This is a genomic window from Slackia piriformis YIT 12062, from assembly GCF_000296445.1.
In the GTDB taxonomy this organism is placed as follows: domain Bacteria; phylum Actinomycetota; class Coriobacteriia; order Coriobacteriales; family Eggerthellaceae; genus Slackia; species Slackia piriformis.
In genome coordinates this window covers 42,387-67,043 of record NZ_JH815198.1, presented here as the reverse complement: position 1 = coordinate 67,043, position 24,657 = coordinate 42,387, and the positions used below count along the sequence as shown (strand labels likewise).

The 24,657-nt window shown below is 57.5% G+C and carries 22 protein-coding genes; 5 read left to right on the top strand and 17 right to left on the bottom strand.

Annotated elements, in window-relative coordinates; translation table 11 throughout:
- Positions 1-57 precede the first annotated feature (57 nt).
- The 5 genes from HMPREF9451_RS00290 to rlmD all read right to left on the bottom strand — a co-directional run bounded on the left by HMPREF9451_RS00290 (position 58) and on the right by rlmD (position 5,426).
- Entirely contained in the window at positions 58-1,098 is a 1,041-nt protein-coding gene (locus tag HMPREF9451_RS00290; RefSeq protein ID WP_009138297.1) for an MBL fold metallo-hydrolase, read from the bottom strand.
- 230 nt (positions 1,099-1,328) lie between these two features.
- Positions 1,329-2,411 carry a tRNA lysidine(34) synthetase TilS gene (tilS, locus tag HMPREF9451_RS00285; RefSeq protein ID WP_009138296.1) on the bottom strand — a complete coding sequence of 361 codons (1,083 nt, stop codon included), beginning with the start codon at positions 2,409-2,411 and terminating at the stop codon, positions 1,329-1,331.
- Between the two features lie 2 nt (positions 2,412-2,413).
- Positions 2,414-3,046 carry a Maf family protein gene (locus HMPREF9451_RS00280; protein ID WP_009138295.1) on the bottom strand — a complete coding sequence of 211 codons (633 nt, stop codon included), beginning with the start codon at positions 3,044-3,046 and terminating at the stop codon, positions 2,414-2,416.
- A 43-nt stretch (positions 3,047-3,089) separates the two neighbouring features.
- Positions 3,090-4,067, bottom strand: coding sequence for a cysteine synthase A (gene cysK, locus HMPREF9451_RS00275; RefSeq protein ID WP_009138294.1), 978 nt, complete (start codon positions 4,065-4,067; stop codon positions 3,090-3,092).
- Positions 4,068-4,121: 54 nt separating this feature from the next.
- Entirely contained in the window at positions 4,122-5,426 is a 1,305-nt protein-coding gene (gene rlmD / locus HMPREF9451_RS00270; RefSeq protein WP_009138293.1) for a 23S rRNA (uracil(1939)-C(5))-methyltransferase RlmD, read from the bottom strand.
- A gap of 142 nt (positions 5,427-5,568) precedes the next feature.
- On the opposite strand from rlmD, the gene HMPREF9451_RS00265 reads away from it, so the two are divergent.
- Positions 5,569-5,940, top strand: coding sequence for a phage holin family protein (locus tag HMPREF9451_RS00265; protein WP_009138292.1), 372 nt, complete (start codon positions 5,569-5,571; stop codon positions 5,938-5,940).
- Between the two features lie 78 nt (positions 5,941-6,018).
- Positions 6,019-6,555, top strand: a complete 537-nt coding sequence (locus HMPREF9451_RS00260; RefSeq protein ID WP_009138291.1) for a helix-turn-helix transcriptional regulator — start codon at positions 6,019-6,021, stop codon at positions 6,553-6,555.
- Positions 6,556-6,664: 109 nt separating this feature from the next.
- Here HMPREF9451_RS00260 and HMPREF9451_RS00255 read toward each other — a convergent pair whose 3' ends face one another.
- The 10 genes from HMPREF9451_RS00255 to HMPREF9451_RS00210 all read right to left on the bottom strand — a co-directional run bounded on the left by HMPREF9451_RS00255 (position 6,665) and on the right by HMPREF9451_RS00210 (position 18,377).
- Positions 6,665-8,182: a helix-turn-helix domain-containing protein gene (locus HMPREF9451_RS00255; protein ID WP_009138290.1), complete on the bottom strand. Its 1,518-nt coding sequence runs from the start codon at positions 8,180-8,182 to the stop codon at positions 6,665-6,667.
- 165 nt (positions 8,183-8,347) lie between these two features.
- A complete protein-coding gene (locus tag HMPREF9451_RS00250) occupies positions 8,348-9,340 on the bottom strand; it encodes a 4Fe-4S binding protein (protein WP_009138289.1) in 993 nt (330 codons plus the stop codon).
- Positions 9,337-10,032 (bottom strand): 4Fe-4S dicluster domain-containing protein, encoded by a 696-nt coding sequence (locus tag HMPREF9451_RS00245; RefSeq protein ID WP_009138288.1) that lies wholly within the window; start codon positions 10,030-10,032, stop codon positions 9,337-9,339. Before HMPREF9451_RS00245 ends, HMPREF9451_RS00250 begins: the two co-directional genes overlap by 4 nt.
- Positions 10,029-10,790, bottom strand: a complete 762-nt coding sequence (locus HMPREF9451_RS00240; protein WP_083851879.1) for a TorD/DmsD family molecular chaperone — start codon at positions 10,788-10,790, stop codon at positions 10,029-10,031. The genes HMPREF9451_RS00245 and HMPREF9451_RS00240 overlap by 4 nt, the downstream gene beginning before the upstream one ends.
- Positions 10,791-10,916: 126 nt before the next feature.
- Entirely contained in the window at positions 10,917-11,738 is an 822-nt protein-coding gene (locus HMPREF9451_RS00235; protein ID WP_009138286.1) for a DmsC/YnfH family molybdoenzyme membrane anchor subunit, read from the bottom strand.
- Positions 11,739-12,335 carry a 4Fe-4S dicluster domain-containing protein gene (locus HMPREF9451_RS00230; RefSeq protein WP_009138285.1) on the bottom strand — a complete coding sequence of 199 codons (597 nt, stop codon included), beginning with the start codon at positions 12,333-12,335 and terminating at the stop codon, positions 11,739-11,741. It abuts the gene before it with no gap.
- The gene (locus HMPREF9451_RS00225; protein WP_009138284.1) at positions 12,335-15,139 is read right to left on the bottom strand and encodes a molybdopterin-containing oxidoreductase family protein; all 2,805 of its coding nucleotides are present in this window, start codon (positions 15,137-15,139) and stop codon (positions 12,335-12,337) included. Before HMPREF9451_RS00225 ends, HMPREF9451_RS00230 begins: the two co-directional genes overlap by 1 nt.
- Positions 15,140-15,171: 32 nt before the next feature.
- Positions 15,172-15,963: a hypothetical protein gene (locus HMPREF9451_RS00220; protein ID WP_009138283.1), complete on the bottom strand. Its 792-nt coding sequence runs from the start codon at positions 15,961-15,963 to the stop codon at positions 15,172-15,174.
- Between the two features lie 394 nt (positions 15,964-16,357).
- Positions 16,358-18,004, bottom strand: coding sequence for a chaperonin GroEL (groL, locus tag HMPREF9451_RS00215; RefSeq protein ID WP_009138282.1), 1,647 nt, complete (start codon positions 18,002-18,004; stop codon positions 16,358-16,360).
- Between the two features lie 82 nt (positions 18,005-18,086).
- Positions 18,087-18,377 (bottom strand): co-chaperone GroES, encoded by a 291-nt coding sequence (locus HMPREF9451_RS00210; protein ID WP_009138281.1) that lies wholly within the window; start codon positions 18,375-18,377, stop codon positions 18,087-18,089.
- A 704-nt stretch (positions 18,378-19,081) separates the two neighbouring features.
- Here HMPREF9451_RS00210 and HMPREF9451_RS00200 point away from each other — a divergent pair.
- The 3 genes from HMPREF9451_RS00200 to HMPREF9451_RS00190 all read left to right on the top strand — a co-directional run bounded on the left by HMPREF9451_RS00200 (position 19,082) and on the right by HMPREF9451_RS00190 (position 22,200).
- Positions 19,082-19,900: an ABC transporter substrate-binding protein gene (locus HMPREF9451_RS00200; RefSeq protein WP_009138280.1), complete on the top strand. Its 819-nt coding sequence runs from the start codon at positions 19,082-19,084 to the stop codon at positions 19,898-19,900.
- Between the two features lie 87 nt (positions 19,901-19,987).
- Positions 19,988-21,442, top strand: a complete 1,455-nt coding sequence (locus tag HMPREF9451_RS00195) for an amino acid ABC transporter permease (RefSeq protein ID WP_187364023.1) — start codon at positions 19,988-19,990, stop codon at positions 21,440-21,442.
- A gap of 11 nt (positions 21,443-21,453) precedes the next feature.
- Positions 21,454-22,200 carry an amino acid ABC transporter ATP-binding protein gene (locus HMPREF9451_RS00190; RefSeq protein ID WP_009138278.1) on the top strand — a complete coding sequence of 249 codons (747 nt, stop codon included), beginning with the start codon at positions 21,454-21,456 and terminating at the stop codon, positions 22,198-22,200.
- 207 nt (positions 22,201-22,407) lie between these two features.
- Here HMPREF9451_RS00190 and HMPREF9451_RS00185 read toward each other — a convergent pair whose 3' ends face one another.
- Together HMPREF9451_RS00185 and HMPREF9451_RS00180 are read right to left on the bottom strand one after the other, a co-directional pair.
- Entirely contained in the window at positions 22,408-23,049 is a 642-nt protein-coding gene (locus HMPREF9451_RS00185; RefSeq protein WP_009138277.1) for a TetR/AcrR family transcriptional regulator, read from the bottom strand.
- Between the two features lie 227 nt (positions 23,050-23,276).
- Positions 23,277-24,635 carry an MFS transporter gene (locus HMPREF9451_RS00180; RefSeq protein ID WP_009138276.1) on the bottom strand — a complete coding sequence of 453 codons (1,359 nt, stop codon included), beginning with the start codon at positions 24,633-24,635 and terminating at the stop codon, positions 23,277-23,279.
- Between the last annotated feature and the right edge of the window lie 22 nt (positions 24,636-24,657).

Below are 24,657 nucleotides of genomic sequence, written 5' to 3'. Positions count from 1 at the left end.
TTTCTCTTTGTGCCAGCCAAAAAGCAACCAGATACGGCAAGCGAAACGACACACCTGCTATTTCGCCACGTGATAGCGATAGATGCCCCGATCATCCTTTTCCCGGGTAATCGTTCCCATATGCGTCTGGTGCTCCAGAATGATGATGCCGCTCTCCAGTATGCACCATTTCTGAGCAGGAGATATCGCGTCCCAGTCTTTCGGTACGTTCCAGTTCAGGTTTCGAATAATCTCGACGCCGGAAATTCCCGGATTCATCCTTGTCACCTCGACTGCACGCTCCATGCGCTTCTTATGATGGGCGATCAGCCACTCGCACCGCTCTCGCCAGCCATCTTTCAATTCGCCATGAGAAACGAGCAAGCGACTGATGTCCATACCCAGCATCTTCTCGACATTGCCCAGATACACCGCCATGGCGTCTGCGCGATCGGGACGAAAACCAAGCCCGGGGGAGATGACGAAAAGCACGTGATCTCCGACGAAGAACAGCCCCGACGGCTCGTGGAAAAGCGACTGGTGACCGGGCGTATGGCCCGCCGTCGAAACCACCTTGAATTCATGCCGCCCGACGAAAAGGGAGTCGCCTTCGTCGACAAAACGCACATCTCGCCCTGCGGCGTCAAAGCTGTCAATGCCGATACCGTAATGTCCGATCCGACAATAAAGCCTGGTCTTTTCAGGACCGAGCCCCTCTTCGAGCATGCGCAGCTCCATGCGCTTCCAAAATTGAGGACCTTTCGAGGCGTTCATAAGGTCGAAGTCAGTCTTATTGACATAGAGCGGAGCCTCGCAAGGCACGAGCCTATCGACCAGACCCGCATGGTCCATATGAAGATGCGTCAAGAAGAAAGAAGCTCTCGAAGGGTCTATCCCCAAGATTTCAAACGCCTCCGAAAGTACGACGGCCCCCTTGTCCGTGGGCGCGCCCGTATCAACGACAAGGGCTTCGTCTCCGTCCTTGACAATGTAGACGTTCGTCTCCGACGTCGAAATATTCATGAACGGCACCCGAACCATATAGACGTCCGGATTGCGATTGATCAGTCGGCAGCGACCGTGCAATGCACCGCCGCAGTCTTCTATGTTTTCACCCATTGACACGCCTCGCTCACATGCTGTCGAATCCCGCAAACGGAGACTCGCCTTTTCTTCGTCACCTTCTTCTTCGTCCATACTACGAAATAGCCCGCAAAAAACCAGAGGAACGTCCGATTCGAAAAAAGAAATTAGAAACGCCCGACCGATCAAGCCTTTCCTGGGCATATTGCCGCGAACCAAAGCAGATACCCGAGCGAAGTCGCACGCTGCGCGCATTCAAGGCGTCGCTACCCCTTCTTCCTCCGCGCACGAAATGCGGCCATAGGCTCAAGGCGAAGCCCCTGCCTGTTATACGACACAGCGATATCTCCCTGAATGTTCGCAACGTATCCGCTTTTCCCAAGCCCATCGACACACGCCTGAATAGATGAGGTCTCTACGCGAGCATCACGGCCAAGCATTAAGGAAAGAACCCTATCGATTACGCGACGAACAAGAGGCAGCGAACTATCCGCCAATGCAGGAGACACCAAAAATCCCTCGGCAGGCGATGTTCCCAGCGGAACCACCTTCTCAAGAAGAAGCACGCGAGCGTCACGGATGAGCATGTCATCCTCTTCGGCAATGAGATTCATGGTGCGCGTCAGCGTTTCCAGCAATCGGGGGTTGCGCTCTTTGGCACGCGGCACTATCTCGTGGCGAACGAACGCGCGAAACCTGTCGGTGTCCGCATTGGTGGCGTCCTCGCGCCACGCGGCGCCGTGCTCATCTTGCACTGCATCATGGCGATGCAGGACATACGAGCGCAACTCGTCTCGACCAACCTCAAGCAGGGGTCTGCACACGCGGCACCCGTCGATCATGACATCGTGCTTCATGGAGCGAAAGCCGCCCGGCCCCGTACCGACAATGGAGCGCATGTAAAAGTTCTCAACTCTATCATCCGCCGTATGGGCAACGAAGACACGACCCGCTTCCAGGGAAAACCCTAGATGAAGACACGTACTTTCCAGCGCTTCGCGCGCAGCTCTGTATCGTTCTGCGCGAGCGAGGGCCTCCATGTTCCCACCGGTGCTCCGAACCATTTCGGCGATATCGACCTCGCAGAGGAACAGGGGGATTTCCAGCCTTGAAGCCAAGTCGGCCACGAAGGCGGCGTCCCCATCCGATGCTTCGCCACGCAGCTTGTGATTGACATGCAGCATAGAAACCGCCCCGAGTTCGCCTGCAGCCACCATCTGGGCCGCAAGGTATGCCAGCGCCGTGCTGTCGGAGCCACCGCTAACCATCAGAAGCGCGACGTTTTCAGACGATGCCATATCGTGTTCTCGCACCGTCTTCATAACGGAGTCGAAAAGCGATTGAGCCATGCCTATTTCGCCGCCTCGAAAAACTCTCCGAACTCCGCAATAAGGCGCTTCACGGGAAGTCCCACCACATTGTCGAAATCGCCCGCAACACGCTCGACCAGCATCTCGCCGCCCTTGCCCTGCACGCCGTATGCCCCCGCCTTGTCCATCGGTTCGCCCGTGGCGATATATCTATCGATCAGTTCTTCGTCAAGTTCCTTGAAGAACACATGGCTCGTTTCGGCGAAAGACCGAAACGCAATGGAAATGTCCTCTTCGTTGGCCGGAGCGCCCGCCAACCAAACGGAAACGCCGGTAATAACCTGGTGCGCGCGGCCCGAAAGCTCGCCGAGGATACGGCGAGCGTCCGCTTCGTCCTCGGGCTTTCCGTAGATAACGCCGTCGGCAACCACCATAGTGTCAGCGCCAACCACCATGGCCGTTCCCACATATGCCTCATTGAGCATTTCCTCTAGAACGGCTCGAGCTTTGCGCTCCGCCAGTTTTTTAGCCGCCTCTTCCGGCTGCCTTAAAAGGTCTGGCTCCAAAGATTCATCCACTTCAGAAACGCGAACGGTGAATTCCACGCCTTCGCGCTCCATGAGATCCTTCCTGCGCGGGCTCCCGCTTGCGAGGACAATGTCTATTTTCTCCATTAGTATCCTTTTTACACTTGATACATTATTTATAGTTATCACCTTATTCAAACAAAGATGTAGAAAGATACCGCTCTCCTGTATCGACCGCGAAGGTCACGATGGTCGAACCCTTCGCTTCAGGATGCTGCTCGATCAATTTGCGAACGCCTGCTATATTAGCTCCGCTCGAAATGCCCACCAGAAGAGCTTCGACGTTTGCCATATAACGAGCCTGCTCATATGCTTCTTCCGTCGTAACGCGCAACGCACCGTCCAAAACGTCAAGGTCAAGCGTTTCGGGAACGAAGTTCGCTCCGATTCCTTGAATGCCATGAGGAGCCGGCGTCAGCTCCTCGCCCGCAAGCGACTGAGAAATAAGCGGGCTCTCATCAGGTTCTACAGCATAGATGCGAACGCGCTCTCCCACCAAGTCCACCAGGCCGCCAGGACGGAATTTACCATGTCCGTTGAAGAAGTGGGCTACACCCGAAACCGTGCCGCCCGTGCCCGCTGCGGCAACCACGTAATCGGGATTAACGCCGCCGAGGGCCTTCTTGATTTCGGGACCGGTGGTCTTTTCGTGCGCCGCAGGATTGTCGGGGTTGGTGAATTGCCCGACGATCCACGCACCAGACGTTTCGCGCTCAATGCGTTCGGCTTCGGCCAGCGCGCCCGCCATGCCTTCGGCGGCGGGCGTAAGCACGAGCTTTGCGCCGTATGCGGCAAGCAGCATGCGGCGCTCTTTGCTCATGGATTCAGGCATGGTCAGCACCACATCGTACCCGCGAGCCGCCCCGATCATCGCGATGCCGATACCGGTATTGCCGCTGGTCGGCTCAACCAAAACACTGCGACCAGGGGCAATCTCCCCGCGGGCTTCCGCCGCATCGATCATGTTCATTGCGGCGCGATCCTTAATCGAACCCCCCGGGTTGGAGGCCTCGAACTTCACGTACACCGTTGCGCCAACTTCTTCGCTCAGTCGCTCGAGCTTGATCAGCGGCGTTTCTCCAATGGTTGCACTCACATGTTCTGTCATAACGACCTCCGCTTTCTTGCGTAAATGCGATCGATCCCCATACGGATCCATGCTTTATCTCGACGAATTTCCCACTCTCTCGAATGAAAGAATGTTTTCGGTATGCGGCGTATGCGGGAACATATCCACAGGCTGCATTTCGTCGATGCGATACCCGTGCGCAACAAGATACTCCGCATCCCGCGCCTGCGTCTTCGGGTTGCACGATATATAGACGATTCTATGCGGCGCCAACGTGCACGCCGCCTTCAAGAAGTCGGGCGTCGATCCGCTGCGCGGCGGATCCATCAGCAGCACGTCAAGCTCTTCGCCGCGAGCCGCCAGCGTACGCATGAACGCGCCCGCATCGTCAGCGACGAATTCGGCCGCTGCAACACCGTTATGCCTCGCATTATTGCGCGCATCCGCCACGGCATCGGGGCGTTCTTCCACGCCGATAACGCGGGCCGCACCAGGCCCGCCCGATACGCCGCGCGCAGCAACAAGCCCGATCGTTCCCGTGCCGCAATACGCGTCCATCACCGTCTCGGCGCCCGTCAACCGGGCCATTTCAACGGCGCGCGTATACAGAGCCTCCGTCTGCTCTACATTGACCTGGTAAAACGATTTTGACGAAATACGGAAGGAGAGCCCGCACAAAGAATCGAGAATGAACCCGGGGCCGTACAGCGTACGTTCTTTATCACCCATAATCACATTGGTCTGGCGCGTGTTGACGTTCTGCACCACCGTGGTGATGGAGGGGTACATCTTTATCAGGGCACGCACAAACGCCTTCGACGCCGGAAACGTATCCTCGCGCGTGACAAGCGTCACCATGACCTCGCCGGACGCATGGCCCACACGCACTTGCACATGGCGAAGAAAGCCCGTATCGGCGTCTTCGTCATAGGGCGCTATGCCAAACTTCGGCATGAGGTCGCGAATGGCGAGGATAATGCGCTTCGCCTCCTGATTCTCGATCAGGCATTCGCGCGAATCTATGACGCGGTGCGTCCCTCGTTCATACATGCCGCACAGCACGCGGCGTCGGCGCGCCTTCTTGTCGTACACGCCCACGTAAGGAGAAACGACCTTATTGCGGTAATGGCGGGGGTCCTTCATGCCAACGATAGGACGGATGCAAGTATCGCCGTCGAGCAGATCGGCGAAAAGAGCCTCCATTTCGGCCTGCTTGGAACGAAGCTGCTGATTATAAGGAACGCTGAGCAGCATGCAGCCGCCGCATCTCCCATCGATAGGGCAATACAGGCCACCCTTCGCAAGAATCGCCTCACGCGAAGGAGCCTGCGGACGGCGAACGCGCCGATTCGACCGGCCAGACGAATTCTTGCGGTTTTTCTGACTGTGTTTTTTCATACGAGTATCCATTGCTCCATTGTAACGAAACGAAACCAGATTGAGCCGAAACAGAAACCATGCCCTAGGCTATACATAAACTTACGGCATCACGTGCACAGAAAAGCGTGCCTATTGCCTTCTTTTGGACCAGGAGGTCGCCATGAAATTCATTCTTCGTTGGATCGTCACCGCCATTGCCGTCGCCGCCGCCGTTTGGCTCGTCCCCGGTATCGAGATAGCCTCCACCATGGAAACCTGGGCGGGCGTGATGATTCTGTCGCTGCTCCTTTCGCTGCTCAACATGTCCATCAAGCCGCTTTTGCAGGTTCTTAGCCTTCCTATTTCGTTTTTGACCCTAGGAATCTTCTGCATCGTGGTCAACACCTTCGTCCTTTACCTTGCGTCCTGGCTTGCAAACGGGCTCTTTGACGTTGGCTTTGAAATCGCAACCTTCGGAAGCGCCTTCGTGGCAAGTATCGTCATCAGCATCGTAAGCGCCATCATGAACGCCATCACGGGGGCGAACGACTAACCTCGCCCCTCATGTGCCTTCGGCTCTTTCCCCATCGTGCGCTTTCGACCCTCCCATCAGCTAACCGAAGGCGCAGGAATGCACTCCTCCATCTCAACCGCCATGGCCATGATGGCGTTCGCAGGATTCGTGTACTTCCTCTCAGACCGCATCAGCCTTAATGCGCTTGTGAAATCGGCCCTGCCGCTCACTCTCTGCGGATTCCTGCTTATCCCCAGCGAAGGATTCCTCGGAACGGTTGTGTCAAGCTACATGATTTCCGCGGGATATTCGTTCATGACGCTGCTCATCGCGCTTATGCTCTACGATATTTCGAAGCGGTTCGGCATCATGGTGCTCCTGCTGTTCTGCCTGAAAAACGCCATGCAGATTTTCGTTGTCTGGGGCAGGGAGGAAGCCCGCACGACGCTGCGCGACCACCTTTCCTCGAAACATAAGCTCAGCCCTCGGGAGGACGAAATCCTTCGCCTCTATGCGCAGGGAATGAACGGCCCGCAAATCGAACGCGAGCTGTTCATAGCCGAAGGAACCCTCAAGACGCATACGCGCCATATCTACGAAAAGCTCGGCATCTCAAATCGTAAAGAGCTCCGTGCGCTTCTTGGCGTGAAATAGATTCTGAGCATCTGGCATTCTCGCACCCGCCTGCTTGCCGTCGTGCACGCTTCCCCATTGCGCATTGATCGAGAAGACGGCTGAGCCTAGAACTTGCCGGTTTGATTCGTCAGGAACGGCGCGATTCGCTCTCGCGCCTCATGCAATCAACGGCCTCGATAAGCTCCTGGCGAGAATGGACTCCCATTTTTGTATAGATATTACGCGAATGCGTACGCACCGTGTTCCATGAAATGCCAAGCTTTTCCGACACGGCATCAGCAGAATAGCCCATAGCAAGATAGCGCAGCACATCACTTTCCCGAGAAGTAAGCTCGTATTTCTCGCACGCACGCTCAATGATTGCGCAGAAGGGGCTTTTTTTCGCATCAACACCATGAAAAGGCTCGATGTCGAAAAGGCGCTCGAGGCTTTCCTGGTCGCCTTCGGGCGAGAAAAGCCTATCGAAATCGCGCTCCGAAAACAGGACGAACACGCACCCGAGCACCGTCAGAGCCAACACGAGATAGACCGCGAACTGAGAAGACGGCCCCGCAATCAAGGGGATGACATAGATGCTTCCCATCCACCCCAAGGCGCTGCCGAGCATGAAGCTTCCGTATCCGAAGCCGAACACCACGATGGACGAAATCCGCTTCTGAAACGCCACGAAAGCCAGAATGCACCAGATGACGAACTCGAAAACCACCGATACCGCCGAAACCGACATGCCCCATCCCACGTTCAAAGGCCCGAAGACTGGAACGAACGCAACGAAGACGACGGCTGCGACCATGACGAACGAATAGATGCGGCCGAAGTCGATCTTGCGCTCGAGCATCGCCATGAACGCCAAGACGGCGGCCATCGCGATGCGCACGATCATGAGAACCGCATTGGTGTCCTGGGTGACCTCGGGCGGCATCACGTAGACGATATTCGCCCTCACGGAATTTTCAACCAATGCGAACACGAAGATGGCGACGACCATCTTCCAAAATACCGGCGGCACGTCTTTTCTATCCGTCGTTACCGCATGGTCTTTGCCTGGCACCATGGCGGGAAGACAGGCAAGCAGCGCCGTCACGACGGGCAGGCCAACAAGCGCGATGATTCCCATCAAAGACGGACCACCCGCAACAGGCTGCCACTGGGGCGCTCCCATGGCGACGAAATACACGCATGCGATCACGACGTGCGAAAGAGCCGTGTAAAGAATGGCCTTCCTCGGTACGAGCCCCGCATACAGCCTGGCACAGCGCAAGCCCAGAAACGACGTCGCAACGCCGGTCAAACAAGCGCCCGGATAGAAAAGATCCGAAACCGCAAGATAATACGAACCCGCAAGGATAACCATGACACATCCCAGCGAGGCGGACAACCCCGCCCCGAGCGCGCAGGCATCACTTTGCAGCAAGCGCTCGATGAAAGGCGTCTTCAGCGGAGCAGCAAGCATAGCGATTGCGAACGAGACCGTCGAGGCGATGTAGAACCCCGCGATGTTCGCACCATTCGTTTCCACGTCGGAAAGCCACATCGACCCGCTATACGCAAGATAGGCCCAGGCAAGCCAAACACCCAAAGCGATATAGGGCAGCGAGGGCCAGGCGGCCGTCAGATCATTCGCAATGCGGGAATCTCGAATCATACATCCCCCCTTCGAGACGCAAGCGCTCTTCCAAAATATCGCGCGCAACAAACGACCGTCAAGGCCGTAATCCGCCGCCAAGCAGGGTCGAGCACACACAAAAAAGAAAGCGCCCCCACGACAACATGCCGCGAAAGGGCGCAGAGAGGGGTTGACCGAGGCGTGCTAATAAGGCCTCGATGCGTTTTCGGACGATGCCGCGTCGCTCTTTTCAAGCGTTGCCTCGCCACGATTCTGAGACGAGGCATCGCGCATCGCGGCCGGACGCAAGGGGAAACGGATGGCCGACACCGGGCATGCTTGCGCACAGGTCTTGCATTTCGTGCATTCGACCATGGAGCGCTCGCCCGCATCGGCGTACGGGTCAATATGCTCGGGACAGACCGACGCGCACGTTTCGCACGCCACGCCGTCGCAGCGCAGGCACAGCGAACGATCGACCGTCGGCCTGAAAGTCTTGTTGCCGCGCGCAAGAAGCGACAGCAAGGCGCCGAGGGGGCAGATCTTGTGGCACCATCGACGCAAGACGACGAATTCCACGATGAGGATCGCGGGAAACACCAGAAGACCGATCGTGGGCTCGTTGAACTGGACGAACCGCCACATCAGGATGAACGTGGCGAACGTAAGCCCGACCGGGCAGATCAGGCAGAACACCGGGAACCCGAACACGGCCGCCGAAAGCAGCGTCGCGCCCAAAACCGCATGGCGGGAATCGAGCGCAGGCTTCGTGCGCTCTTCGCATCCTTCGCGCCATGCGACAATGGATTTCTTCGCAGCCTGGACGCGTTCGTCGTGTTCGGCCGCCTTCGCCTTCTTCGTCGTGAAGAAGCGCTGGAAATGCGGAACGGGGCACACCCAGCCGCAGAAGGCCTTTCCGAACACAATCGCGACAAGGGCGATGCCTGCGAACAGCAGCAACGCACGCGGCAGGAAGGCCCATGCACCGAACATGGCCTCGAGTGCCCCGAGGGGGCAGATCGCGGCAATCTGCCCGACGCCGATGGCCGAAAGGGTTCCCGTGCCCGTGGAAAACGCCAGCCCTACGCCGACGAGCACGAACACGACCACGAAGACGACCGTGCGCTTCGTCGACGTTTTCATACGGCCCGTCTTGCCGGGCCGCTGCTGCTCGTCATGTCCGCGATTCGCGCTCACGATGCATCGCCTCCCCACGCTTCGATATTGATTCCGCGCCTCGACGAGCCGGTATACGACCCGTAAGACGACGAGGGGCAGGCATGCTCGCATGCCCCGCACCCGTTGCACGCATCGACATCGACGCGAAGATACCCCGAGTCGTCGACGGATAAGGCCTCGTAGGTGCACGCGTCGATGCACTCCTTCGAACAACGCCCCGAGCCGCTGCGATACAGCAGGCATTCCTCGGAATCGACCACGGCCATGCCGATCTTGTTGCGGGCGGGATCGAAGCCGAACCGTATGGCCTCGGTGGGACACACCTCGGCGCATTTGCATGCGCCGTCGCAAAACGTGCAGTATCCCTTCTTGAAATCCATCACGGGGGTTCGCGCATTGACCAGCCCGTCTTCAAGGTGGGCCACGTCGATCACGCCTTCGGGGCACACGCTTCGGCAGCGGTCGCATTTGATGCATGCGCCCCAAAGGCGCGCCTCATCTTGGGCGCCCGGGGGACGCATGAGCACCTGCTGCCCCGCAATCGCCTTGCCGGCGCCGCCAAGGGCGAACAAAGACGCCACGCTCAGGGCCCCGGCCACGAACATTCGCCTCGAAGGCGCATGGGCGCGCCCCTCGGCGCTTTCGGGCTTTTCGGAAACGGCCTCAGGCGACGTTTGCGATTCCGTGGCTTTCACGCTTTCGTCGTTCATGCCGCCCTCCTTGCCTCCACCTCCTCGAGCATTTCGCGCATCACATCGCGATCGAGCTCGAAAAAGCCTTCCGTCATCTCAAGGACTCCGCGGTAGAAGCGGCCCTTGAGGATCTTTTGCGCCAGGTCGGAGAAATCGGCGAACCACGACATGATGTGCGCATCGAGGAAATCGCGCGATGTCTCGAGGTCTTTGCGCGCCTTCACCCACTCGCCCGCGCGCATATGGCTTTCCGCATGGTCGGAAAGAATCGCCATGAACTCGCACATGAACGAGAGATGGTCGTCCGGATAATCGAGCCCGTCGCGGCGGCGGACGCAGTTCTGCTTGAAAGCAGAGAAGACCTCGCGGTAGCCGTCCTGGTACATCAGGCCCTCGTCGCTGGTGAACACCGACTTATACGGCACTGCATAGCGGCCTTCCCAGCTCGACGTTCCCGCGAAGGCGGCGGTGAAATCGACGGCGAGGTCTTGCCTGGTGCCGGTGTTGCGCTTGCGCAGCATGCGCCCGATGTCCGCAAGCCCCTTGTCGAACGCCTCGTTGACGCTTTCATAGGCTGAGAAATCGGCCTGGGCCATGCGGTCGATCTGCTCCTGGGAAAGGGGTTTGAAATAAAGGGCGGATATCATGCGATAAAACGCCGATCTGCCTTTCAAAGCCGCGCCCATGGCCTCGACGTCCGCATCGGCGGCCACAGACCCGCATGCGTCGACCGCCTGCACGCCGTGCTCTTTTTCCTGCAATGCACTTCCTGCCATACCAATCACCATCTCGCAAAACCCGGCGGCGTCGGCGCAACCGAGGCCGAAGCGGCCGCGATGGCCCGCCCCGAAACGCCGACGCCGCACCCTCAATACCGTCGCATCGAAAACGCCCGTTCGCCGCTATACGCCGAGCACGGCCCTTCCTGCCGCAAGGGAGAACATGTCGATGAATCCCGTGCCAGCAAGCCACATGGCCGCACGCAGCGCGATACCGCCGACGAGCGCCGCCGCGAAGACGGCCCACCACGCAAGAGGCGTCTTGCGGGCGAAGATCGCGCACGCCAGGGCCACGACCGAACCGACGCCGACGCAGCCGCCCCAGTACAGAGCCGCGTCGATCGCCGATGCGACGACTGCCCCGTAGGCGGCACACGCCGCAAGCTGGATGACGATGGCGACAATCGCCACGACGCCGACGAGCTTGAATTCGGCGATATCCTCCTTGAAGGCGGCCATAATCGCACAGTACAGCGCGCCGCCGCAGGCAAGGCCGCTTCCCATGTATGCGAGGGGAAGCAGGACGGTGTTCCAGTTCGGCTGAGACTGCATGACGTAACCATTGCCGACGACGAACGTCATGACGACGCCCGCGATGACTCCGACCACGGCAATTCCCCGCATCACCGAAGACGACGCTTCCTTACGCGAGGCGATCAGATACGCCACGCCCACGATCACGTTGACGCCGAGCATGATCAGCTCGACGGAAATGCCCGAGAAGCTGAACACGTTGGCGGCAGCAGCCATGATATTCGCCGGCTGGGCAAGGTGCACAACGCTTGCGCAGCCTCCCACTACCAGCAAGACCAGCGCACAGGCGACGGCGGCGTTGCGCGTCTTCTTGGCGACGCCCGTCGCCTCGGCCACGCCCGTGAATGCAAGCAGCGCGCCGCCGCTGCCTGTCAAAAGGCTGAATACCAACAAGGGCCATTGGATGCTCATTTACACCAGCCCCTTCCATTCCGCAGTTTTCTTCGAGAGGATATACACCGTTGCGGGGTGGGAATCGCCCGGGTCGGGGAGATGGTGGACGCTTTCGCTGTCCTTGGCCAGCGCCGCCGCAACCGCCTTCGACGCATCGCTTTCTGGATCGTCCAAATCGCCGTAATAACGCGCACCGCAGCAGCAGTTGTGAACGCAGGCGGGAATGCCCGATCCGTCAGCGGTCAGATGGCTGCACAGCGTGCACTTCTCGACGACATTGGTTTTCTTGTTGAGGATGCGCACACCGTAAGGGCAAGCCATCATGCAATACTGGCACCCGATGCACTTATCCTTGTCCACGAGCACGACCCCGGTCTTCTCGTCGCGATACGACGCCCCCGTAGGACAGACGTGCACGCATTGGGGGTTTTCACACTGCTGACATTGAACGGGCAGCCAATACTGCTCGATGTCGGGAAACGTACCCGTCGGCCCGACAGGAACGACCCTGTTCCAGTAATTTCCCAGGTCGATTCCGTTTTCGTGCTTGCACGCGACGACGCAGGAATCGCATCCGGAGCAACGGTCGAGGTCGATAACAAGACATCTTTTCATCAGAACACATCCTTCGTCTGCGGTTCGCTCTGAAGCGTCGGCATGAACGGCTCGAACTCATGCGGCTCGACCCATACATTCGAAGGCTTCTCCGACTTCTCGATTTTCACCGTGAAGCCGCGGTTGGTGTACGACCCGAACACTTCATTGAACGGCGCGTCATTTTTCGTGAGCACGTTGACGTTGCACTCGCGCCAGCCGGCCGTCTTGTTCGGCTGGGACTCGTCGTAGCATTCAGGATTCCAGAAGCGCTCCATCCATACCGTGCGCGGAGCGACGCCTTCGGTCAGGTACGCACGGGCATGTACTTCGCCGCGGCGGCTCGACACCTTCACCCAATCCATATGGCTGATGCCCAGTTCGGCAGCCGTGCGGGTGTTTATGCGAATCTCCGCCGTCGGGAACAGCTCGCGGGCGAACGCCGCATGGCGCATGGTTCCGTGATGGAAATACGGCACTCGTCCGCTCGTGAGAACAAAGGGGTATTCGTCGTCATCGAGCGGGCTTTCCGCAGGCTCGATATAGGTGCAGATCGGGCTGTAGTCGGCACAGGCTTCCTGCTCGTACGGATAGCAGAAGGGGTATCCCGTACGCGCCATCTTGAGCAGAAGGGTGCAATACACCTCGAACTTACGCGACTCGGTGCCAAACCCCGCAGGCAGTCCATCGTCCACAATCGTTTCGTACTGCTTGTAGTGCCAGTAGTCCTCGGGCGGAATGACGCACGGGACGTACTTGTCGGTATTGTTGATAAGCTCTTCCCAGCTTGGAGCCTGCAACGTGGCCGCCACGCTTTCCTTCACCTCGGCCTCGGTCGCGCTGCCGATATAGCCCGGAGTCAGCCCCGGCATCGTGCCGCCCCATTTCTCCTTGCAGCGCGCGATTACCTGCGCTGCGGGAATGCTGTGGGAAACCGTCTCGCCGATATGCACGCATTCGTTCTGGAGCCACGAGGTGTTAAGCTGCGTCATGTTCACCATGGGCTCTTCGAGCCATTCACGCACGGGGAACACCAGGTCGGCCGCCTCCACATGGAACGACGTCAGCATGGGATACTGTCCGATTATGAAATCGATTTCAGGGAACACGTCATACCACGACTTCGCATTGCCGAGCATAGCAAGCTTGTTGCCCGACATATCGAACCACACACGCGGTTTGAACGGCTCGCCCGTGGCAATCGCCTCGCGCACGGTGGGGATATGCGAGTGGCACCACGTGTAGAGGCCCTTGTGATCTTTCATACCTAGACGGTCGAGCAGGAGCCTGCCAAACTGCTCTTGCACCGCAGGGTCGAACGAGGCGATGCGCTCTGCGTTTTCCTCGTCCGATAGCCCAACCACGGCGCCGCAGCCATACATGTCGGAAAACATGCCATCGAAGCCGTTGTGGTAAGTGACCGGACGACTCGTGGGATTGGCCACTACGCCTGTGCCGTACTGCGTCATCGTGCAGCCAGGAATGTCGACATAGCCCATGATGGCATCGAGACCCATGCATCCGAGCGGAACCTGACTCGCCGATTCGGTCATGTCCGACGCAACGCCGTTGACAATGCCCGCAACGCTTGCGCCTGTGTACAACTTGACGGCCTCTTCGATCTTGTCGGCCTGAAGCCAACAGTTCTCGGCGGTGTGCTCAAGCGTCCACGGTTCGGCCTCTTCTTTATAAATCTGGCCGGCAGACTTGTACTGTTTGCCATCGATTTCCACCGTTGCGAAAATTTCGGGGTCCACATCGGCGTTTTCGGGGAGTGAGAACACAAATGGCTTCGGTTCGCCCGATGCAGCATCGACGCACACGTAGGCGGGCGTGTTCTCAGGAGTCGGCGAGACGAAGTCTTCGAATAGCTCTTCGGCTTTGACGGGGAGCTTGGTATCGGGGTCGATCAGGAACGGCAGATTCGTCCAGAACTTCGTGAACTCCTCGTTGTAGAGCTTGTTTTCGAAGATGTAGCGGAACCAGCACAGAAGCAGGCCCGTGTCGGTACCGGGACGGACAGGAAGCCACACGTCGGCCTTTTGCGCATCAGGGCTGAAGTTGGGGTCTACGACGATTGTCTTGACGCCCTGTGCGCGCAGCTCGGCCATACCGCGGCCTGATTCGGCCGTCTGACTCACCGAAGGCTGAGCGCCCCAGAGAACCACGGTGTCCGCCTTGTTGTCTTCCACCTTGAAGATTTCCTGCACGGCGTTGTCGGCAACGGACTGGTCGTTGCCGCCGTACATGTATTTTGCCATGGCATAACGGGGAAGATAGCACTGGGCGCAACCAGGCTCGAACACCGTGGGCGATCCGAAGGCCATAGGAAGCGTCATTGCCTCCATGAACGAATAGGAGCCGCCTCCACCGACACTGGCGAAAAACGAATATGGACCGTACTTATCAATGGTGCTCGTGATCTGCTCGGCCGCCAGGTCGAGCGCCTCATCCCAGGAGATGACCTCCCACTTGTTTTCGCCACGCTGCCCTGCACGCTTCAAGGGATGCAGAACGCGGCGAGGGCTGTACATGGTGTGCAGCTGATTGAGGCCCTTCAGGCATAAGGAACCCCTGCTCACGGGCGCGTCCGGATTGCCTTCGAGCTTGACCACTACACCGTTTTCGATATAAGCACGCACGGGGCACATCTGGATGCACCCGTGACACGACGTCTTGACGACCTTCGTCTCGACGGGCTCGTCGGCATAGGCCGGTTCGGTTTCAACAAGGGCGTTCGGCATCGATACGCCGATTGCGGCAGCTGCGCCAGCAAGAGTTGCAGCCTGCACGAAAGAACGACGCGTCAAGTTTCTTTCTTGCATCATTCCTCCTATCGATTTCAGAAACGTTATCCTTACTCACCTCTCAAAGCGTCCAGGCATCCCCTCCCCTCCTGCGACAACGACCAGCCATCGCGCCATTCAAGGATCCCCGCACGCTCAAGCTTGTCGACGAACACGCTCGGCTGCAACGGCAGGCCAGATTTCTTCTCGGAAAGCAGCACTGCGTTGCTGCGAAGAAGCGTTTCTATTTCGGTGTAAGGTCGGGGGCGCTCGTTGCAAAAGCCGAGCAGTTCGATATAGCAGTTTTTACGAACAGGTTCGGCGTCGAGAAGTTCGGCGAAGCGACGTCGCGGATCGTGCTGACGCACGAACGTCCTGCCCGTTTCGGTGGTCTCGAATAGAACCGAAGCCACAAGATCGTCCGCCTCGTCTTCAGTCGACTCCCTCTTTTGCAGGTCGGTAACCTCGCGGCCTTCTCCATCGAGCTCCGTGCGGCGTAAACCGCCCGCATCCTCGAGGAGGCATACAAGGTGATAAGGGTCCTGGGTTGCTTGGGCTGCTTCGGGGAACGAGAGCATGCGCTGTTCGAGAGCGCTCAATTCCAAAGGATCAAGGCAAAGTTCGAGAGTTTTGTACAAAAGCTCCCTGTTTAAAGGATGACGACAGACTTCCCGTTCAAGAAAGTCGAGACATTTCTCCTGAGACCAAGCACCCGCATTGGGCTTCTCAGGCGTTGCTTCGGACGATGCAAGATCCGTCTCGGCGGGATCAAGCATGCCGTTGTCGCTCTCAATGCCGTCGTCGGCATCCCCCCAAGAAACATCGCGGCCGTATTCCGCATTGCGCAAATCCCAATCGTTCATGCCATCCCCCTTCATGATCATGAATCGTTTCGCATCCGGCGCTTTCGCGGCCAAGCAGACGGTACAACGGCATGGGACGCAGGCGAAAACTGCGCGGTGCGTGAAAGGGGCTCATTCGGAAGAAAATTTTTCGTACGGCATGCGCTAACGCAGAATGCGTGAGACGATGACTAGGAGATACATGACATGAAAAAACGCATTATGCGCCTTTTCAAAGCCAGTTGATTGGCTAAATCAGGCTCGAGAACATATGATCACGGACGAATGCGCGGGCCGACACCGCATTCCTCAGCATCGCATCCTTCCTCAACAAGATTTCTACTGCGCAAAGAAAGAGGCCGCGCCGAAGCGCGACCTCTTTCTCATGCATTGGATTTCAGCGTAAGCATGGAGCCTACATCATGCCGCCCATGCCGCCGCCGTTACCGGCTGCGAGAGCGGACAGGTCCGGACCCTCCTTCGGGATCTCGGAAATGGTGGCCTCGGTGATGAGGATAAGGCCTGCAACAGAAACTGCGGACTGCAGAGCGGTGCGGGTAACCTTCACGGGGTCGGAAACCTGCATGTCGATCATGTTGCCATACTCGCCGGATGCGAAGTTCAGACCCTCGCCCTTGGGCAGAGCCTTCACCTTCTCGATCACAATACCGGCTTCCATGCCAGCATTCTGAGCGATGGTGCGCATGGGGGCCTCGAGGGCCTTGCGGACGATGTCAACGCCGACCTGCTCGTCGTGGTTTGCGCACTCAACGTTGTCGAGAGCCGGGATAGCGTCGACAAGAGCGACGCCGCCGCCTGCGATGATGCCCTCCTGGACAGCAGCGCGGGTTGCCTGAAGAGCGTCTTCAATGCGGCTCTTCTTCTCCTTGAGCTCGGACTCGGTTGCAGCGCCGACCTTCATGACGGCAACGCCGCCGGAAAGCTTAGCAAGGCGCTCGTTCATCTTCTTGCGATCGAACTCGGAATCGGTGCGCTCAAGCTCTGCGCGAATCTGCTCGCAGCGATCAGCAATAGCCTGCTTGTCGCCAGCGCCGTCGATGATGACGGTGGAGTCCTTGGTGACCTTGACGGTCTTGGCGGTGCCGAGCATGTCCAGCGTAGCCTCGCCGAGAACCAGGCCGAAGTCCTGAGCGATAACCTGGCCGTTGGTGACGACAGCGATGTCCTCGAGGATGCGCTTGCGACGGTCGCCGAAACCAGGAGCCTTGATGGCAGCACAGGTGAAGGTGCCGCGCAGACGGTTCAGGAGGATGGTGGAGAGAGCCTCGCCCTCGACGTCCTCAGCAACGATGAGCAGCGGGCGGCCCTGCTTGCTGATGGCCTCGAGAATGGGGAGGATATCCTGGATGGAGGTGACTTTCTGGTCGGTCAGCAGGATGTAGGGATCCTTGAGAACGGCCTCCATACGCTCCATGTCGGTAGCCATGTAGGGAGAGATGTAGCCGCGGTCGTACTGCATGCCCTCGACGACCTCGATCTCGATGCCGAACGTCTGGGACTCTTCGACAGAGATAACGCCGTCTTTGCCAACGACCTCCATAGCCTCGGCGATTTTCTCGCCAACGCCGTCGGCGGTCTGGTCGTCACGTGCGGAAATAGCACCGACGGAAGCGATCTGCTCCTTGGTGGAAACAGGAATGGCGTCTTCAGCAATGGCGCCGACGACAGCATTGGCAGCCTTCTCGATACCTGCACGGATGGAGATGGGGTTAGCGCCCGCAGCGATGTTGCGCAGGCCCTCGCTTACCAGGACGTCGGTGAGAAGCGTTGCGGTGGTGGTACCGTCACCTGCGACGTCGTTGGTCTTAGTGGCAGCTTCTTTGACGAGCTGAGCGCCCATGTTCTCGACAGGATCGGGAAGCTCAACCTCTTTGGCGACGGTAACGCCGTCATTGGTTACCAGGGGAGCGCCGTAGGTGCGCTCGAGAGCAACATAGCGACCTTTGGGGCCAAGGGTAACCTTGACAGCGTCGGCCAGCTTGGTGACGCCTGCAGCAAGAGCGCCACGTGCGTCGGTATCAAACTGAATATCTTTTGCCATGGAAATTCACTCCTTTGTGAAACATAAGCATATCGGCCATCGCCATGCGACCACGGCCGATGAAGAGCGGGAAAACCCGGATTTAGTCGGTATAAACGCCGTAGAGGTCTTCGGAGCGAAGAATAACTACTTCCTCGTCATCAACGGTGACCTCAGTGCCGCCGAATTTGCCGTACAAAACGCGGTCGCCAACCTTAACGGGAACGGGAACCAGGTTGCCGTCCTTATCGAGCTTGCCCTCGCCGACTGCCAGAACGATGCCGCTCTGGGGCTTTTCCTTGGCAGCGGAAGCGATGTACAGGCCGGAAGCGGTGGTCTCTTCAGCTTCGTCGCGCTTGATGATGACGCGATCGCCCAAAGGCTTGAGATTCATATTCTTGTCCTCTCTCTAGCTACCCTTAGTAATGGGGCTTCGTGAGTGCTAGCACTTCACGACTCCGAGTGCTAACTGATAGCAATAGTACCATCGCCGACAGCGGATGCAAGAAAAATCATGGGGTTTCGCCTCGTTTCTTCTCATTCGTTACGCCGCCGTCATATTCATCGCCTTACCCCGCAGCAGCACTGGCGCAAGACGACCGCACCCGCCCCGCTCTACGCCGCTTACCGATCGCGTGCATTATTCGTCATTTTTCCCTCATTTGTATGCAGAAAAATGTTTTCTGCCGCAAAAACGTTCTCCATGAACTAATGCGCCTGATTTACCTGGTAAAACTGTTGCCTTTTTCGAAAAACCACGACGTTTTCTTCCTTTATTTTCATGCATGTATTGCGCATAAAACCAGACATTTACTCTCTTGCGTCAAAACCACTATTGCAAAATGGAGTACCGTGGTACATAATATCTTCACTATATTTTTGTTAGACTGCACAAAAATATTGAGCTTGAAAATACAAAACACCTATTCAACACCGCTTTTTTTATTGTGTAGGTGCATAAGATTTATTCATTTAGCCCTCTAATACTTGGCATTTACTCCAGCAATCATCTCTTTTTCAGCGTCGCATGGCGCACCGTTCGTCCGACCGCGGCCTTGTGCCGCTTCGGTATACCTGCCCTGCATAGAAAGGATACATATGAAGATGAAGAAGCTCCTCTTCCTCGCCATGGCAGCCGCATCGCTGTGCGCCCTGCCACTGATGGCCTCCTGCTCCGGCGGGGCCGAGACCGACACCCCGGCAGAGCCTGCGGCGGACGGAAGCTACACCCTGGTCGAAGACGGCAAGCTCACCGTTGCCGCCTCCCTCGACTTCCCGCCGTTTGAAAACCTCAACAACGGCACCGTGGAAGGCTTCGAGGTCGACCTCATGAACGCCATCGCTGAAAAAATGGGGCTCGAGTGCAACTACCTCCCCACCATGAAGTTCGACACCATTATTCCTGCCATCGTTGCCGGCGGTACCGCTGACGTGGGCGTCTCCGGATTCACCATCACGCCGCAGCGCGAAGAGGAAGTCGACTTCTCCACCCCAATCTGCGACACCAACCAGTGCATCGTCGTCCTTAACGGCTCGGACATCACGGACGAATCCATGATGGCAGGCAAGCGCATCGGTGCCGAAACGGGAACCACTGGCCTTGACTGGGCCAAGGAGAACCTGACCGATGATCAGGAGATTGTTGCGTTCGATGAATACCCCGCGGTGTTCGCCGCCCTTCAGTCCGGTCAGGTTGCTGCCGTCGTTCTTGACAAGCCCGTCGCCGACTACTACATCAAGGTGGCCTATTCCGACTGCCAGGTCGTGAAGGAAATCCCCACGGGCGAGCAGTACGGCATCGCAATCAGCAAGGACAATCCGAACCTCACCGCCGCTATTGATGACGCCATCGCCCAGCTTGAAGCCGACGGCACCATCGACGAGCTGAACCAGAAATGGTTCGGCACCAACGCCTAGCACATTCCTTCTCCATGCAGCTGCCGCATCACCTACAAGCGCGCGGCAGCTGCGTCCATGGGGCGCACGACAGCAAACGTGCGCCCCATGGACGCAATGCGCCCCGAACGCCAAGTCCGAAACCGTCAGAAAGGCACGATCGTCATGGGCACCTGCTCTTATGCAACCTCAGCACCATCGACCGCAAAACGCATCATTCGAGCCGCTCTCGTTGCGCTTGCAACAGTTCTCGTCGGCATGACGCTTTTTGCGGCCGCACCTCATAATGCCTACGCACTCGAGGTCGAATCCTGCACTGCTTCACCCAACGAGGACGGCGGCGACCGCATCCTCGGAGACACGCCCACCCGTGTTACCTGGCGCGCACACGCTGACGAAGCAGAGTCTCTTTCTAAAGTGACGCTGGCATTCCCTGAAGGCGCGGAATTCAATGCAGACAAAGCTAAAGTCACGGGTCTTTCCGGTCTCGAGCGTGTCGAGCTCAATGCCGAAGTCACCTCGCCTGGTGACGGAACCCTGGTCATCTCCATGCCCGAAGGCGCACCCGCCGGCGTTTCCTTCCTGGTAGAGATTTACAATGTGGTCTTCCCGGGAGAGGGCGGAGAATTCCAAATATCTGCTTCCACCGAGTCCGTCGACGGACAAAGCGTCGACCTTGGGCCTCAAGGCGGCGTCATCACGGTAGCGGGCATCAGCACGGCCGAACAGATTGCTGCATGGCTCAATAACCAGGCCTGGGTCCAAGCCTGGAACACCAACAAGTTCCTCCACCTCTTCTTCGACCCGGCCATCATCGTCACCAGCATCCCAAATGTTTTCAACGGCTGGCTGACGGCCCTCGGCATCGTCGCCGTTTCCTTCCCGTGCGCTATTCCGGTCGGTTTCATCCTCGCCCTTATGCGCATGGCGCGCTTCCGCGTCCTTCGCGCGCTTGCGGCCACCTTCGTTAATGTCGTCCGCGGCACCCCGATGTTCTTGCAGATTTACATCGCATTCTTCGGTCTTCCTCTGCTTGGCCTCAATGTGAACAATTTCGCACTCGGCTGCTGCGTTATGGCCCTCAACTCAAGCGCCTACCTTTGCGAAATCTTCCGAGCCGGCATTCAATCCATCAGCAAGGGCCAATTCGAAGCTGCTCGATCCCTGGGCATGAACGGCGCCCAGACGATGATTCACGTCATCGCTCCGCAGGCTTTCCGTCGTGTCATTCCCACCATGACCAACGAGCTCATCCTGTTGTACAAGGACACCTCCCTGCTCGCTGCCGTCGGCATCATGGAAACCGTTATGTATGCGAAAACCATCACGGCAGCCACCGGAAACATCACCCCGTACATCGTTGCCGCCATGTTCTACCTTGTTGTCACTCTTCCCATGAGCCGTATCACGCGAGCAATGGAAGACCGCACCGGCAACCGCAAAGTGGCAATCAAGAAAAAACCCGCCGACAAAAAGCCGAAATCCGTCACCAAAAAACAAGGTTGGTCCCCCGATCTCAACCAGGCTAAAGACGAGCTCGAAATCAAGACGGCCGACCTGTAGGAGAGTTCATCATGGCTATCGATAAGACGAAATCCATCATCCGCATTCGCGACCTCCATAAGAGCTATGGAGATACCGAGGTGCTCAAAGGCATCGACATGGACGTTTACAAGGGAGAGGTGGTCGTTATCCTGGGTCCTTCCGGCTCCGGCAAGTCCACCATGCTCCGCTGCGTAAACCGCCTAGAAGAACCCACGAGCGGCCATATCTATTTCGAAGACACCGAAATCACCGACAAGAAAACCAACATCAACGAGGTTCGCAAGCATGTTGGCATGGTGTTTCAGAACTTCAACCTCTTCCCTCATCTGACCGCGAAGAAAAACGTCATGATCGCCCAGGAAAAGGTCCTGAAACGCTCCAAGGAAGAGGCGGAACGCATCGCCATCGAGCAGCTCCAGCGCGTAGGCCTGGGCGACCGCATGGACCACTATCCTGATGGTCTTTCGGGCGGCCAGCAGCAGCGCGTGGCCATTGCCCGAGCTTTGGCCATGAACCCTCATGTCATGCTTTTCGACGAAGCGACAAGCGCCCTCGACCCCGAATTGGTCCGCGGCGTATTGGACGTTATGCGAGAGCTTGCTCGCGAGGGAATGACCATGATGGTAGTGACGCATGAGATGGGCTTCGCCCGAGACGTTGCCGACCATGTGGTCTTCATGGAAAACGGCGTGGTCATTGAACGCGGCGCCCCCGACGAGGTGTTCAACAATCCGAAATCGGAACGCACGAGGGCATTCATCGGCAATATTGCCTAATTGGAATTCTGCTCGATACCACCCGAACGCAGCCCTGTTTCATTTCGCTTCATGCGAACCTTGGCAGCGAACACCTTGCCAAGCGGCAGCCTCAACGGCTTCCCAAATTCGGCACGGCCTTCTGACGCAGGCCCTAATTATCGCGAAGTTCATAATACAAAACCGGCCGGGAATGATTCCCGGCCGGTTTTTTGCACTCAACAGGCGTTAGTTGCCATTGCCGCTTCCGTGCTCTTCGGCCAAAAGACCGTCTCGCCTCATAACGGGATAAACCCATTCCGCAAGAAGATCGCGTGCGCGCTGATGGGCCGATTCGCCCTCGGAAACCGCCGAAACAGCCGCACCGTCAACGAGGGCTATGACGAAACGAGGGGTTACATCCTTCAGGCCCACTCGTTCTATTATCCTGCCGATTGCAGCATCAAGACGAATACGACCGGCACGGTAAGCTTTCGTTACCGCGCCCGACTCGGAGGCAGCGAGCAGCTGCATATAATGCGGCGCAGCCGTTCCCGTATCCGCGGGCATGCAGGCAGATAGAAACAAATCAACTACATGCTCGCGACAGGACGCCACGTCCATTTCCTCCGCCTCGTCTGCAACCGATTCGGCACGTCTCGCCCAAGAACGCATGTTGTAATCCCCCGCCTCATAGAGAAGGTCGGATATGGAATCGAAATAATACCCCGTAGAAGAGGCGGCAGTGTTCGCCCGCTTTGCGACGCTTCTGTAGGTGACAGCGGAAGGCCCTTCTTCCTGCATAATTGCAGCTGCCGCAACGACAAGAGAGGCGCGAGTGATCTGAGCCTTTATAGACTTTGGCTCTTGCGTTGTTTTCTTCACAACCATAATAAGACCCTAATCATGCGTACGAATATGAATACGCTCAATACGACAAAAAGGCGGCGTCCACGCCCTTGCGTAGACGCCGCCCAACCGAAGATACAGAATATCATCGGCCCGCCTCATGACCGAGTTGAAAGACCGGCTCAATAAGATGAACAGACTCTACCACCCGAACAACTCAAACAGAGGCGCAATCGAAGCGAGCACGTACAACCCGAAAACAAACCAAACTAGTCGATTTCGGTCAAATCCTTGCCGGTGTGCTCATGCGAAAGAAGCATTGCGATAAGGGCGATGGCGGAAATAGCTACCATATACCATGCCGGAGCAATAGCATTGCCCGTTGCTTCAATCAAACCGATCGAGATAAACGAAGCAGAGCCGCCGAAAAGCGCATTGGCCAAGTTGAAGCTCAACGCGAAACCAGAGTAGCGCACGTCGGTCGGGAACGTCTCGGTCAGATAGCTCGAAAGCGTACCGTCGTTAATCGTCAGCAGGAAGCACATCACCAACTCAACAGCAAGAATGGTAAAGAAGTCTTTCGTACCCAGCAGATAGAACGCGGGAATGGTCAGGACAACAAAACCGATACATGCCGTGACGAGCATCTTCTTGCGACCGAACTTATCCGAGATATGCCCGGAGAAGAAGATGAATGCGATGTAGACAACCAGACAAATCGTGGTAATCAACGAAGCCGAAGCGGAATCGTATTGAACCGTATCGATGAGATAGTTCGGCAAATACGTCAGGACTGCGTAGAATCCGACAGCATTCAGCATGCATGCGCCAAAGCTAATGAGCAAAACGCGAGGATGCTTCTTGATGAGCGTCCTGAAGGGTGCACGCACCGTGTTGCCCTTCTTCGACTCAAGGTCATGCTGCATCTTTGCATACACGGGAGAATCGCTGAGGTGCTCTCGCATGTAGTGGGTGATAAGACCCAGCGGACCTGCCAGCAGGAACGGAATACGCCACCCCCAGTCGGTGACGAATGCGGAGTCGTGGCCGAAGACGGAATACATGACCGTTGCAAACATCGATCCGCACAAAAGACCGGTGGCCGTAGACGCAGGAACGACAGAGCAGTACAGTCCACGCTTGTTGGTAGGCGCATATTCAGCCAAGAACGTCGCAGCACCGGCGTACTCACCCGACGCAGAGAAGCTCTGCACCATGCGGAGCAAAAGCAGCAGTACGGGAGCAAGCAGGCCGATCATGGCATATGTAGGAAGGCATCCGATAAGGAACGTTGCGCCGCTCATCAGCAAAATAGATGCGGTAAGGGCCCATTTGCGACCCTTCTTATCACCCATATTGCCCCAGAATACCGCGCCGACCGGGCGCATCAAGAAAGAAAGAGCAAAGACGGCGAACGTCTCAAGAAGAGCAACGGTCGGGTCGCCGGATGGCATGAAAACCAATGCAATGACCGTTGCGAAATACGAATAGCTCGCATAGTCGAACCATTCGATGAAGTTTCCCAGGAAGGAGGATACGACGACGCGTCGAAGAGTTTTTCCTTGTTCTTCCTGGCCAGGGTTCTGCATCTCCGCAACCTGCGAAGACGTGGCGGGTTTATCCGTCATAGAGAATCACTTCCTCTGGGAT

Coding starts and splice junctions, on each gene's coding strand:
- HMPREF9451_RS00290 (WP_009138297.1), bottom strand. CDS start 1,098: ATGGGTGAAAACATAGAAGACTGCGGCGGTGCATTGCACGGTCGCTGC.
- tilS (WP_009138296.1), bottom strand. CDS start 2,411: ATGGCTCAATCGCTTTTCGACTCCGTTATGAAGACGGTGCGAGAACAC.
- HMPREF9451_RS00280 (WP_009138295.1), bottom strand. CDS start 3,046: ATGGAGAAAATAGACATTGTCCTCGCAAGCGGGAGCCCGCGCAGGAAG.
- cysK (WP_009138294.1), bottom strand. CDS start 4,067: ATGACAGAACATGTGAGTGCAACCATTGGAGAAACGCCGCTGATCAAG.
- rlmD (WP_009138293.1), bottom strand. CDS start 5,426: ATGAAAAAACACAGTCAGAAAAACCGCAAGAATTCGTCTGGCCGGTCG.
- HMPREF9451_RS00265 (WP_009138292.1), top strand. CDS start 5,569: ATGAAATTCATTCTTCGTTGGATCGTCACCGCCATTGCCGTCGCCGCC.
- HMPREF9451_RS00260 (WP_009138291.1), top strand. CDS start 6,019: ATGCACTCCTCCATCTCAACCGCCATGGCCATGATGGCGTTCGCAGGA.
- HMPREF9451_RS00255 (WP_009138290.1), bottom strand. CDS start 8,182: ATGATTCGAGATTCCCGCATTGCGAATGATCTGACGGCCGCCTGGCCC.
- HMPREF9451_RS00245 (WP_009138288.1), bottom strand. CDS start 10,032: ATGAACGACGAAAGCGTGAAAGCCACGGAATCGCAAACGTCGCCTGAG.
- HMPREF9451_RS00240 (WP_083851879.1), bottom strand. CDS start 10,790: ATGGCAGGAAGTGCATTGCAGGAAAAAGAGCACGGCGTGCAGGCGGTC.
- HMPREF9451_RS00235 (WP_009138286.1), bottom strand. CDS start 11,738: ATGAGCATCCAATGGCCCTTGTTGGTATTCAGCCTTTTGACAGGCAGC.
- HMPREF9451_RS00230 (WP_009138285.1), bottom strand. CDS start 12,335: ATGAAAAGATGTCTTGTTATCGACCTCGACCGTTGCTCCGGATGCGAT.
- HMPREF9451_RS00225 (WP_009138284.1), bottom strand. CDS start 15,139: ATGCAAGAAAGAAACTTGACGCGTCGTTCTTTCGTGCAGGCTGCAACT.
- HMPREF9451_RS00220 (WP_009138283.1), bottom strand. CDS start 15,963: ATGAACGATTGGGATTTGCGCAATGCGGAATACGGCCGCGATGTTTCT.
- groL (WP_009138282.1), bottom strand. CDS start 18,004: ATGGCAAAAGATATTCAGTTTGATACCGACGCACGTGGCGCTCTTGCT.
- HMPREF9451_RS00210 (WP_009138281.1), bottom strand. CDS start 18,377: ATGAATCTCAAGCCTTTGGGCGATCGCGTCATCATCAAGCGCGACGAA.
- HMPREF9451_RS00200 (WP_009138280.1), top strand. CDS start 19,082: ATGAAGATGAAGAAGCTCCTCTTCCTCGCCATGGCAGCCGCATCGCTG.
- HMPREF9451_RS00195 (WP_187364023.1), top strand. CDS start 19,988: ATGGACGCAATGCGCCCCGAACGCCAAGTCCGAAACCGTCAGAAAGGC.
- HMPREF9451_RS00190 (WP_009138278.1), top strand. CDS start 21,454: ATGGCTATCGATAAGACGAAATCCATCATCCGCATTCGCGACCTCCAT.
- HMPREF9451_RS00185 (WP_009138277.1), bottom strand. CDS start 23,049: ATGGTTGTGAAGAAAACAACGCAAGAGCCAAAGTCTATAAAGGCTCAG.
- HMPREF9451_RS00180 (WP_009138276.1), bottom strand. CDS start 24,635: ATGACGGATAAACCCGCCACGTCTTCGCAGGTTGCGGAGATGCAGAAC.